Here is a 12,240-nt window from a genome sequence, read left to right on the forward strand (position 1 = left end):
CGGGGCACGCTGGAATAGATGGGCTCGACATGATCATCGAGTTTCGCTGTGAACGTGAGCATGCGCGGCGGTGGATGGACCGCGAGACGCTGTCGATCGACGGCCGGGACGTGCCGCTTCAAATCGCCTGGACGGCAACGACGGAGTCGCGCCCCACGGGCCTCGACGCGCTATTCGAACTCGAACGCATGGTGTTGCACAGGGGCCAACACAGCGGCGCCGGCAAGCTGAAGATCATCCCGGAACGGACGCAGGCTCGCGCCGGCACGGCCGACGTGATCGTCGATTTTACGGTCGCTGCGCGCGACCCCAACTGCGCTGCCCGGCTGTATCTGCGCCCTCTCTTCAATGGCGCCGCAGGCGAAAATGCGGCGCTCGCCGCCATTCTCGCCGGCGACCTGCCGGTGATCGAGATCGTCAACGAGGTCGACAATACAGTGCTCGATCGCGGCCACCCCTCCGGAGAGATCGCCGCCGGCCTGAGTGGCGCGCTCGAAACGGTGATGGCGCGAACCCTGACCATGGTGGCGGCAATCCTGTCGGAACGCCCGCGCATCGTGCCGCAGCTGGCACGCCCCGCCGGAGACCGCATCGGCCGGCAGCCGGCGGCGTACGTTGTGCGCGGCCTCGCCGTATCGATCGCCAAGGAGATCTATCGGCTCTGCTGCTATGCCCCGCATTGGCATATCGGATGGCGCTTCAATGACGGTGCAGGCGTCTGGCAGACCGGAAATCTATCCGGACCAGGCTGGAATGTCCTCGACGATCCGGGCCATCGCTTCTACGCCGATCCGTTTCCCATCACGTGGCAGGGACGGACATTCGTCTTCTTCGAAGATCTCGATCACCGGATTGGAAAGGGGATCATTTCCGCGATCGAGTTCAACGATGCGGGCCCGGTGGGAGACGTCGTGCCGGTGCTAGAGGAGCCCTGGCACCTCTCCTACCCGTTTCTGATCGAGAACGACGGCGCGTTGTGGATGATCCCGGAGAGCTCGGTCCACGGCGACGTTGCGCTCTACAAATGCGTTCGTTTTCCGGACAAATGGGAGCGGCACGCGACGCTGCTTTCCGGCCTCGAACTCGCCGATGTCACGATCACGCAGCACAACGGCTTGCACTATCTGTTTGGGGCCTGGCGCGACGGAACGGGCGGCTATTCGGATTCGCTGGCCATCTATTACGCCGAGCGGCTCTTGGGCCCGTGGTTGCCCCATGCCAGCAATCCGGTCCTGATCGATCGTGCGAGCACGCGACCGGCGGGGAATTTCGTCACCATCGATGACAAATTGTGGCGCCCGATCCAGGATTGTGCCGACGGTTACGGCGCAGCGCTCGCGCTAGCGGAAGTCGTCGAACTGTCGCCGACGACATTCAAGCAGATCGTCCGCCATTCGCTCAAGCCCGGGCCGGCATGGCCCGGCCGGAAGTTGCACACGCTGAACCGCTGCGGCCGGCTCGAGGTAATCGACGGATCGCGCGTTCAACCCAAGACACGTGCCTTCGCAAGCAAATTTCCATCGACCGCTTTGGCTCCGCGAACCAATCCCTCCGCCGCCTGCTAGCGCGGATGATTGAACAGGTCCGTCGTGGCGTCGTCGACTGCGATCTCGACCAGCGCGGGTCCGCTCGACGCCAACGCTTCCGCCAAGATGCGGTCGACATCGCCGGCATCTGTCACGCGCCACCCCACGCAACCCATTCCCTTGGCGAGCGCGACGAAGTCGAGCCCGGGCAAGTCGATTCCGGGAGGGCGATGCGCCTGCATGAGCCGGCTGAAGGCGCGCATCGCGCCATAGCCTGAATTGTTCATGATCACGAAGGCGATCGGCAGTCCGCGCTGGGCAGCAGTCCAGATCGCCTGGACGCAGTACATCGCCGATCCGTCACCGATCAGCGCGACGATGCGGCGGCCGGGCCGCGCCAGTGCCACGCCGATGGAGGCGGGCAGGCTGTAACCGAGTCCACCGCTCGCCATCGTGTAGAAACTGTCCGCGCCGTGCATGGGCAGGAATTGCTGGATCGCGGGACGATGCGACGGCGCCTCCTCCACCACGATCGCATCGCGCGGCATCAGCGCCGACAACCGGCTCAGCGCATAGGCCGGAGGAATTGGATTCTGCGCTGCAGGCGCGGCGGGCCGCGGCCGCGCCGCCGGCAATTCGCGCTCCGCGATGTCGGGCAGCGCCGCCCGAAGCGCAGCGAGCGCCTTGGGGAGCGTGCTGATGATGGTGTCGCCGACGGCCGCCGACGCCGCTTCGGTCGGATCGTCGGTGATCTGCCAGACCGGCGTTCCATCATCGAGCAAATCGCATTGTCCCTCGACATGGAAGGTGAACACGGGCGCACCGACCACGACGATCAGATCGGCGCCGCGCAAAGCGCGGGCGAGCCCTCCCGGCGCGGCCGGAAGAAAGCCTGCGAATTGCGGATGCAATTCCGGAAAGCTCGAACGGCTGGACATCGGGCTCGCCCAAACGGCCGCCCTTGCCTGCTCGGCCACCGCGACCATCGCTTCGACACAGCCGCTGCGATCGATGTCGGGGCCGACAACGAAGGCAGGCCTTTTCGCGGCTCCAATAGCGGCGCCGAGCCGGACGATCGCCGCTGGGTCGGGCGCAAATTCTGTGGCGATGTGGCGGACCGGCGGAGCGACTGCGGGCCGGGCCCAATCATCCGACGGCACGGACACGAAGGTCGGGCCGCGCGGATGCTGCATGGCCGTGAGAAAGGCCTGCGCAATCGCCGCGGGAACATCCTCAGGCCGCGCGGGCTCCGCGCTCCATTTCACGTAAGGCTTTGGAAACTGCTCGGCATCCTCGGCGAACAGATAGGGTCGCATCCTGAGCAGGCTGCGCGCCTGCTGCCCCGATGTCACGACCATCGGCGTCTTGTTGCGAAACGCCGTGAAGAGATTGCCGAGCGCGTGACCGAGGCCGGCCGCCGAATGCAGATTGACGAAGGCCGGCCGTCCCGTGGCCTGCGCATAGCCATCAGCCATGCCGACCACGCAGCCTTCCTGCAAGCCCAGCACGTAGTCGATGTCGTCGGGCCAGTCGCCCAGGAAAGCAAGCTCGGTCGAGCCGGGATTGCCGAAGACGCGATCGACGCCAAAGGAGCGAAGCACACCAAGGGTCGCTTCCCGAACCGTCAGGACTTTTGAGTTCATAGGCAGATTTCCTTGGGGTGCTTCGCTTCTCGAGCCATCAGAACGGATAATGCTGCGGCTGCGTCTCGATGGTGATCCAGCGCAGGTCGGTGAACTCGGCGATGCCGGCCTGGCCGCCGAAGCGGCCGTAGCCCGATCCCTTCACCCCGCCGAACGGCATCTGCGCCTCGTCATGCACGGTCGGGCCGTTGACATGGCAGATGCCGCTTTCGATGCGCTGCGCCACGGTCAGCGCACGTGCGACGTCGCGGCCGAACACCGCGGCCGAGAGGCCGTACTCGGTGTCGTTGGCAAGCCGGACGGCGTCATCCACGCCGCGCGCGCGGATCACCGAGACGACGGGGCCAAAGCTCTCTTCGGTGTAGATGCGCATGCCGGGCACGACACGGTCGAGCACCGTCGCCGGAACGACCGTGCCGGCGCGCTCGCTGCCCGCGAGCTTGACGGCGCCCTTGCCGATGGCGTCGTCGATCAGCGCCATGACGTGCTTGGCCGGCGCTTCGTCGATCATCGAGCCGACGACAACCAGGCCGAAGCGCGGATCGCCGGCCGGAAGCGAACTCGCCTTCTTTGCGAGCTTCTCGACAAAGGACGCGGCCACCGCCTCATCGACGATCACGCGCTCGGTCGACATGCAGACCTGGCCCTGGTTGATGAAGGCACCGAACGCCACGGCGGCGACGGCGGCATCGAGATCGGCATCGTCCAGCACGACCAAAGGCGCCTTGCCGCCAAGCTCGAGCAGCACCGGCTTGAGATGCCTGCCGGCGAGTTCGGCGATGACGCGGCCGACGCGGGTCGAGCCGGTGAAGTTGATCCGCCGCACGGCAGGATTGGCGATGAGACGTTCGACCACGGCTGGCGCATCGGCCGGAGCATTGGTCACGACGTTCACGACACCGGGCGGGAAGCCTGCGTCCCTGAACACCTCGCCCACCAGCCGGTGCGTTCCCGGGCAGATCTCGGACGCCTTGAGGACGACCGTGTTGCCGCACGCCAGCGGCGTCGCCACGGCTCGGACGCCGAGAATGATCGGCGCATTCCACGGCGCGATGCCGAGGCACACGCCGGCCGGCTGGCGAACCGACATGGCGATGCATCCCGGCTTGTCGGACGGAATCACCTCGCCCGCGATCTGCGTGGTCAGCGATGCCGCTTCACGCAGCATGCCGCTCGCGAGCTTGACGTTGAAGGCCGACCAGACCTCCGTCGTGCCGATCTCGGCCATCATGATCTTGATGAAGGCGTCGCGCTTGGCATCGAGCGCATCGGCGGCCTTCAGCAGCAGAGCCCGCCTCGCGTTGGGGCCGAGCGCCGACCATGCGGCCAGTGCGGCGGAGGCCGACGCCACCGCGGCATCGGCGTCAGATACCGTCGCGGCGGCGGCGCGGCTTGCGACCTCCTGCGACAGCGGATCGCGCCGCTCGAACACCTTGCCGTTCGAAGCGGCATGATCCTGCCCATTGATGAGAAGACTGACGTCCATGAGAACCTCCCTGATGTCTTGCTGATGTCGTGCTGATGTCTTGGCCAAGCTCAGCCGAGCAGCCGCGATTTGCTGGTTTCGTGCGCGAAGCCGAGCGCGATCATCGCCGCGAGCGCAAGCGCGACGTAATAGCCGGTGATGGCGTAGATGGAGCCCGTCTGCGCAAACAGGCTGGTGGCAACGAGCGGTGCGATGCCGCCGCCGAGCACCGTGCCGAGCTGTTTGCCGATCGAAACGCCAGTGAAGCGGATGCCGGTCGGAAACAGCTCCGGGAAATAGCTCCCTTCGGTGCTGAACATCAGCGGATGGATCACGCCCGCCGCAAGGATCACCGCACCCGTCACGAGCAGCGTGTCACGGCTCGCGACCACACTGTAGAACGCGAACATCGAGGCAGCCGCGAGCACAACGCCCGCCAGGAATAGACGCTTGCGTCCGATCCGGTCGGACCAGGCGCCGATCAGCGGCATGGCAACGAGCCCGACGAGATTGGCGAGCAGCACGGCCTGCGTGATCACGTCTTTCTGGACGCCGAGCTGGCGCGTCGCGAACGAGATGGTGAAGATGGCCGTCAGGTAGAAATAGGACGTCTGCGCCATCTCGGCGAAGAACACGATGAGGATCGGCCGCCAGTGCTCCCTCACCGCCTCGACCGCCGGCACGGCGTCCCTTTCCCCGGCCTCGCGGAACGTCGCGCTCTCCTCGATGCGCCAGCGCATGTAGACGCCGAGCGCGACCAGCACCGCGCTGATCAGGAACGGAACGCGCCAGCCCCATGACAGCAGGTCCGCTTCCGCTAGCCGCGAGATCGCGAGCGCCGCAAACGAGGCGAGCACGACGCCGACGGGGCCTGCGGCCTGGATCACCGCGGCCGAGAAGCCGCGTCGGTGACCGGGTGCCGTCTCGATTGCCATGAGGATGGCCGCGGTGGAACTCGCCGCCGAGCGCAAAGCCCTGGAGGAAGCGCAGCACGACGAGCGCGATGGTCGCGACCACGCCGGCATTGGCGTAAGTCGGCAACAGCCCGATCGACATGGTTGCAAGCCCCATTAGGAGCAGCGTGCATAAGAGGACTGATTTGCGCCCCAAGCGATCACCGAAATGGCCGAACACGATCCCGCCGAGCGGACGCGCGAGAAATCCGACGGCAAACGTCGCGAACACCGCAATGCTCGCCGTGAGCTGGTCGAACTTCGGAAAGAACAGCTGGTCGAACACGAGCGGTGCGATCAGGCCGTAGATGAAGAAGTCGTACCATTCGATCGCGGTGCCGATGGTGCCGGCGATCAGGATGCGCCGGCGGCTGCTTGCGGTCTGGTCGGCGCCGACCGCGTTGGTGGCGTGATCGTCGAAGTCCTCGAGTGCTCGTGTTGTCACGGGTTTCCTCCTCCGGTGTTGTCGTCGTCTTGTTGTTATTGGCCGTACTGGCGCAGATTGAATGCAGCGGCAGGAATTACTCAGCTTGCCAACCGCGCGCCGTCGCTTGCGCCACGCCCGAGTGCGCGGACAAGGACGCGTCCGATCGTCCCAGCCTGCGATGCGGCACCGCGCCAGGCCACGATCTGATCGGGACGTATCAGGGCAAGGTCCGCCTCGTAGAGATCGCGCAAGGATTTTGGCAGCGTGACGAGCTTCACATCGGCCCCGATCGCGCGGATGGCATCAGTGAATGACGCATGAGAGGACATGACCTCGCCGAACTGAAGCAGCGTCCATTCGAATCCGAACAGATCGTACAAGGACACCCCGTCTTCCAGCCACGCATGCGGCGCGCGGCCGCCGGGACAGGCGCTCGGAACGTAGACGTTCGCAGCGTCGGGGGGCGGCTCGCTGCCATCGGAAATGATAATCGGCGAGCCATCGTAACGTCCTCCGAACGTCACGCCGGGAATGTTGAATTCGGCACGGGCGTGCTGTTCGAGATAGATGCCCGCAATCCGTCGCACCTCGCGACCTTCATCCGTGGCGTCCTCGATCTCCGGTGCGGGCGCGAACAGGCCTAGGGAGTTGGCGAAGCGCCGCGCATAATCGGTGTTGCGAAGCGCGACCGGACGCCGCTCGATCTCATAACTATCAAGCAGCGTCATCGGGCTCACGCCCTTGACGACGCTCGCGAGCTTCCAGCCGAGATTGACCGCATCCTCGATCGCGGTGTTGTAGCCGAGCCCGCCGGTCGGCGTGAACAGGTGCGCTGCATCGCCGCCGAGAAAGACCCTGCCCCGCTGCATTCCATCGGCGACCAGCGCGTGACCCGCGGTCCAGGTCAGGAACGACAACACCTCGCAATCGATCGGTGCGCCACAGGCGCGCTGGAACGCGGCCTTGGCCTCGTTGATCGTGATCGCACTTTCGTCTTCGCCCGGCCGGAGCTGTGTGTGAAACGCAAATTCGTCGCGTCCGTTCACGGAGGCCATGAAGGCGCGGCGGTCGCCGTTGAAGCAATTGTACATCCACGCCTTGGCATGCGGGATGTTCGCGTAGAAATCGGGCGCGCGGAGATAGACCGCCAGCATCCGCCCGCCCATGAAATCGCGCTGCGTCCCGGTCTCGCCGCCATAGACGATCCCGAGCGATTGCCGGACCATTGAGCGCGGCCCGTCGGCGCCGACGAGGAAGTCGGCCCGAACCTGAAAGCGGCTGCCATCATCGAGACATTCTATGTCGCCAACGATGCCGCTATCGCCTTCGACGTAGCCGATGAGCCTGTGGCCATAGTTCAGCTTTATGCCGGCAAGCCGTTCGGCATGGCGGCGCAGCACCGCCTCGACATATTTCTGCGAGACCCGATGCGGCAGCTCCGCGGCGCTCCAGGAGCCCGACATGCCCTTGATAAGCTCACCTGCCCGCGACGATGACGGCAACGCGAACCGCGCCAGCTCGTAACCGGTATAGCGCGTGAAATACGCAACGTCGGTCGGGTAGTCCGCAGGCAGTCCTTCGTGCCTGATCTCGTCGGCGAAACCCAGCCGCCGATAATGCTCCATTGAGCGCGCCTGCGTCGCATTGGCCTGCGGATTGAATGCCGTGCCCGGCTTCTCATCGACCAGGATTGCGGACACGCCGCGCCGGCCGAGCTCGTTGGCCAGCATCAGCCCGCAGGGCCCCCCGCCCACGATGAGCACCTCGGCCGTCAGACGTGTTTCCAAGACGCTTCTCCCTACCAGCAATATCTTGCATGGTAAGGTTGCCTGACGATATCGTCAAGTAGCCTGACTAATCGGCGTCGAGCGTGTCGAACTCCGTGCCGTAGACCGCGAGCCCCTTCCGGATCGCGTCCATCGTGGCCTTGCCCAGCTCGGCGCGCATCTCCTGCTCAGCGATGTCGACGGCATCGCGGAATGCATCCAGCCATTTGCGCCCGGCCGGGGTGAACATGACGATGCGCGCACGCCGGTCGGTCGGATCGGCAACGCGGTCGACGAGGCCGAGCTCGGCGCATTGATCGACCAGCTCGCCCATCGCCTGCTTGCTCATGGATGCGCGGCGGGCGAGCTCGGTGAGCCTCGTCCCCTCGACGTCGAGATTGCGCGTGAGGCCGACATGCGCAATGCGTGTCTCGTTGTGCCCCCACTCGCTCATCAGTTCGAGCACGCGGCCCTCGAAACGCCGCACCGCGTTGTTGAGCAAGCGACCTATGTTGGCATGCCGCCACGCGGTGCCGGATGTCCTGGCTTTCACGAGTTCTGCTTCCGAATCGAGCGATCGAGATTGGGCGAAGCTAACACAAGAGGCAGCCCGCGCGCTCGTACAGCAGATCAACACGTGTATTGGCGACTATGGCGCTACGGGCGGCGTGGTTTCAAAACGCCACCCGTCATTTTCGGTTTATAGAGCGCACCCGGGCAGGGACGGCGTTCTACTGAGAACGATCCGAGGTCCAGCCCTTGTACTCGGCGACATTGTCTCTGGTCACGAGCTTCGAAGGCAACAGCTCGACGGTCGAGGCCGGCTTCTGGCCCTTGAGAATGCCGACACCGACCTGCACGGCCCGCCGCGCCATGAAGAACGGGTCCTGCGAAGCCGACGCCTGGACCTGCGGCGACTGCGGATCCTTCAGCGCGGCCTCGATATCGGGTGCGCCGTCGACCGCCGTGATGACAATGCCGCTGCGGTTCTGCTGGCGCGCGGCCAGATCAGTGCCGATCGCCTGCGGATCGTTGATGGCGAAGATGGCGTCGATCTTGGGGAAACGGGTCAGATAGCCCTGCGCGACGGTGAGCCCACCCTCGCGCGAGCCCTTGCCGTCCTGGTCGCTGGATAACACCTTGATGCCGGCATTCTTTGAGAGGACGTTCTTGCAGCCGACGACACGGTCGATCACGGCGGAGACCTGCGGCCCGTTCTCGATGATGACGTCGCCCTTGCCGCCCAATTTGTCGACGATGTACTGGCAGGAGATCTCGCCGGCCTGCACGTTGTTCGTGGTCACGGTGGCGTCGGCGCCCTCCGCCGCGGTGTCGACCGCAACGACGACGATGCCGGCCGCCTGCGCCTTCTTGATCGCCGGCCCAATCGCCTTGGGATCGCCGGGGTTCGACAGAATCAGGTCGACGCCGGCGGCAATGAAATTGTCGATCTGCGTGACCTGCTTGCCGAGGTCGTATTCGAAGCCGACCGTCGTGATCTTCACATTGGGATTGGTCTTCTTCGCCTCGAACTCGGCGCCCTTCGACAGCGCGACGAAGAACGGGTTACCCATCGATCCCAGCGAGACGCCGATCGACTTGAGCTCCTTGGCAAAGGATGGCGCGGTGCTTAAGGCAAGCGCCATCGCGGCGCCGGCGAGCATGATCGTCTTCAACATGGCTTCCTCCCTGGTCTGTCTTCGTCCCCGGCACGGCAGACCAGTTGCCGCAACGGAACCTCTCATCAAGCCATGCGCACTCCAGGTGCGCGCCGAGCCCTTCAAGTTCTGGCAGAACCCTGCAGCCGGTAACGATCCAGCGCCACGGCGCCGATGATCACCAGGCCCTTGATCACATATTGCCAGATGTCGGAGACACCGATGAGGATGAGGCCATTCGACAAGACGGCGATGATCAGCGCGCCAACCAGCGTGCCCCAGATCGAGCCGATGCCGCCGACGAACGAGGTGCCGCCGAGGATCACGGCGGTGATCGCATCGAGTTCATAGGACTGCCCGAGCTGCAGGCCATTGGCGGCGTAGAGCCGCGCCGCTTGCATGGCGCCGCCGAGCCCGGCGAAAAGTCCGGAGACACCGTAGACGAAGATCAGCACGGCCCAGACCTTGATGCCGGCAAGCCGCGCCGCGCTTTCATTGCCACCCACCGCATAGATGTGCACGCCGAGCACGGTCCGGCGCAGCACCAGCCAGGAGACGAGGATGACGAGCAAGGCGATCACCGAGAGCCACGGGATCGAGGCGACGCCGGGAACGAGCGTCAGCGAGCCATTGCCGATGAAGGCATAGGGAATGGAAGGATTGAAGACGGTGGTATCGGCCCCGAGCAGTCGCGCCAGGCCGCGTACGGCAGTGAGAGAACCGAGCGTGACGATGAAGGGCGGCAGGCGCAGGAGCGCAATCAGCGCGCCATTGATGACGCCGAAGCCAAGACCGGTGAGCAGCGCGGCCGGCAGCCACAGCATCCCGAGCTCCGGCAGCTTGGAGAGCGTCAACCCGGCCATCGCGGAGGCCGCCAAAATCGAGCCGACCGAGAGGTCGATGCCGCCGGTGAGGATGACGAAGGTCATGCCCGCGGCGAGCACGGTATTCACTGCGGCCTGCTGCAACACGATGCCGAGATTTTGTCCGGTGAAGAAGCGCCCCTCGGACAGAAAATGGAAACCGACGCACAGGATCAACAGCACTGGCAGCATGCCGAGCGCGCTGATCAGCACCCTTATGCGTTGACGCTTCGTCTCTTGCGCAGCCGCAAGGACGGCAGCTGTGGCAGTGTCCGCCTTCGGAGAGCCGTCATGCATCGAGTTGCTCCATCCCGGTGGCGAGTGTCATGATGTCTTCCTGGTTCAGGGGAGCCGCAGCTTCGCGCCTGATCTCACCGGCGATGTGTCCGGCGCGCATCACGATGACGCGGTCACAGATGCCGATGATCTCGGGCAGATCGGACGAGATGACGAGGATCGCGGTGCCGGCCTTGGCCAGATTGTCGATGATCGAATAGATCTCGGACTTGGCGCCGACGTCGACGCCACGCGTCGGCTCGTCGAGGATCAGGACCTTCGGCGCAATGGCGAGAAGCCGTGACAGCAGCACCTTCTGCTGGTTGCCGCCGGACAGGCCGCCGGCGGGGACGGCGACATCGGCGGCGCGGATGCTGAGCCCCGCGAAGGCCCGGTCGGCGCGCTCGCGCGCCTTGTCGCGATCCAGAAACCAGCCGAGCTTGGCATCCCGCGCGAGCACCGCGAGATTGATGTTGTCCAGACATGACATGTCGAGAAACAGGCCGAGCGCCTTCCTGTCCTCGGTCAGATAGGCGATGCCGGCCTCGAGTGCCGCGCCGGGGCTACGGATGTCGATCGGACGTCCCTCGAGTTCGAGACGGCCCGATGTTCTCGGTATGGCGCCGATGATGAGATGCGCAAGCTCGGTGCGACCGGCACCGATCAGGCCGGCAAGCCCCACGACCTCACCTGCATGCACAGTCAGTGAGCAACCCTTGACGCGCTGGCCATCGGCCATGTCGATCGCTGCAAGCACGGGATGCCCCCGCCCCGCCTCCGGATCGTGATCCTTCTTGTAAAACGAGGAGACGTCACGCCCGACCATCAGCCGGACGATGGTGTCGGCGCGGATCTCAGGCTTGTCGAGCGACCCGACCAGCCTGCCGTCGCGGAGCACGGTGACGCGGTCGCCGAGGGCGTAGACCTCGTCCATGCGATGCGAGATGTAGATGATGGCAAGCCCCTCGGAGCGAAGCTGGCGGATCAGCGCGAACAGCCGCTCGCTCTCGGCGGCCGACAACGAGGTGGTCGGCTCATCCATGATCAGGATCTTTGATCTGGCGTGCAGCGCACGCGCGATCTCGACCAGTTGCCGCTGGCCCATCGAGAGATGCGCCACCAGCGTCGACGGCAGGAAGTCAGCGCCCAGTCGTTTCAGGATCGGGCCGACACCCTCGCGCATGGCGCCGCGCGCCAGCAAACCTGATCGCGATATCTCCCGCCCCAAATAGATATTCTCGGCAACACTGAGATTGGGAGCGAGCGACAGTTCCTGATAGATGATGGAGATGCCCGCCGTGCGGCCGCCCAGCGGGCCTTCGATCCGCACTGACCGGCCCTCAATGCGGATCTCGCCGCCCGGATCCGGCCGGTAGGCGCCGGACAGGATCTTCATCAGCGTCGACTTGCCGGCGCCGTTCTCGCCCATCAGGGCATGAATTTCGCCGGCATAGACGGTGAGATCGACGGCCCGCAGCGCCTTGATGCCAAAGAAGGATTTTGAGACCCCGCGCATCTCGAGGATCGGATCGTTCATCGTGCCTCCCGCGCACAATGCGTTTCCCACCCGCGTCTCGTTTCTTGCCCAGCGCGGTTTGGTCATTAAACAAAAGCGGGTGACGCAGGGCAATACCGAAGGCGAGTATACCGAGGTATGGGAATC

General features: G+C 65.0%; 9 protein-coding genes and 1 pseudogene. 1 reads left to right on the forward strand and 9 read right to left on the reverse strand.

Annotated features, from left to right (window positions below; all coding sequences use genetic code 11):
* Positions 1-29: 29 nt before the first annotated feature.
* Positions 30-1,565 (forward strand): glucosamine inositolphosphorylceramide transferase family protein, encoded by a 1,536-nt coding sequence (locus ACSKB8_RS37865; RefSeq protein ID WP_438109570.1) that lies wholly within the window; start codon positions 30-32, stop codon positions 1,563-1,565.
* Here the strand turns inward: ACSKB8_RS37865 and mdlC are convergent.
* From mdlC to ACSKB8_RS37910, 9 genes and pseudogenes are all read right to left on the reverse strand, one after another.
* Positions 1,562-3,169, reverse strand: coding sequence for a benzoylformate decarboxylase (mdlC, locus tag ACSKB8_RS37870; RefSeq protein ID WP_438109571.1), 1,608 nt, complete (start codon positions 3,167-3,169; stop codon positions 1,562-1,564). The genes ACSKB8_RS37865 and mdlC overlap by 4 nt on opposite strands.
* A gap of 37 nt (positions 3,170-3,206) precedes the next feature.
* Positions 3,207-4,655 (reverse strand): aldehyde dehydrogenase, encoded by a 1,449-nt coding sequence (locus tag ACSKB8_RS37875; RefSeq protein ID WP_438109572.1) that lies wholly within the window; start codon positions 4,653-4,655, stop codon positions 3,207-3,209.
* 50 nt (positions 4,656-4,705) lie between these two features.
* Complete coding sequence (locus tag ACSKB8_RS37880) at positions 4,706-5,569, reverse strand: MFS transporter (RefSeq protein WP_438109573.1); 864 nt, start codon at positions 5,567-5,569, stop codon at positions 4,706-4,708.
* Positions 5,570-5,648: 79 nt separating this feature from the next.
* Positions 5,649-5,873 (reverse strand): annotated as a pseudogene (locus ACSKB8_RS37885) (MFS transporter); the annotation flags it as partial.
* A 239-nt stretch (positions 5,874-6,112) separates the two neighbouring features.
* Positions 6,113-7,801, reverse strand: coding sequence for an FAD-dependent oxidoreductase (locus tag ACSKB8_RS37890; protein WP_438109574.1), 1,689 nt, complete (start codon positions 7,799-7,801; stop codon positions 6,113-6,115).
* Between the two features lie 67 nt (positions 7,802-7,868).
* Positions 7,869-8,333 (reverse strand): MarR family winged helix-turn-helix transcriptional regulator, encoded by a 465-nt coding sequence (locus tag ACSKB8_RS37895; RefSeq protein WP_438109575.1) that lies wholly within the window; start codon positions 8,331-8,333, stop codon positions 7,869-7,871.
* Positions 8,334-8,511: 178 nt separating this feature from the next.
* Positions 8,512-9,459 (reverse strand): ABC transporter substrate-binding protein, encoded by a 948-nt coding sequence (locus ACSKB8_RS37900; protein WP_438109576.1) that lies wholly within the window; start codon positions 9,457-9,459, stop codon positions 8,512-8,514.
* 101 nt (positions 9,460-9,560) lie between these two features.
* Complete coding sequence (locus ACSKB8_RS37905; RefSeq protein ID WP_438109577.1) at positions 9,561-10,598, reverse strand: ABC transporter permease subunit; 1,038 nt, start codon at positions 10,596-10,598, stop codon at positions 9,561-9,563.
* Entirely contained in the window at positions 10,591-12,114 is a 1,524-nt protein-coding gene (locus ACSKB8_RS37910; RefSeq protein ID WP_438109578.1) for a sugar ABC transporter ATP-binding protein, read from the reverse strand. Before ACSKB8_RS37910 ends, ACSKB8_RS37905 begins: the two co-directional genes overlap by 8 nt.
* Positions 12,115-12,240 lie beyond the last annotated feature (126 nt).

The sequence above is a fragment of the Bradyrhizobium sp. BR 1432 genome (assembly GCF_051547705.1).
In the GTDB taxonomy this organism is placed as follows: domain Bacteria; phylum Pseudomonadota; class Alphaproteobacteria; order Rhizobiales; family Xanthobacteraceae; genus Bradyrhizobium; species Bradyrhizobium zhanjiangense.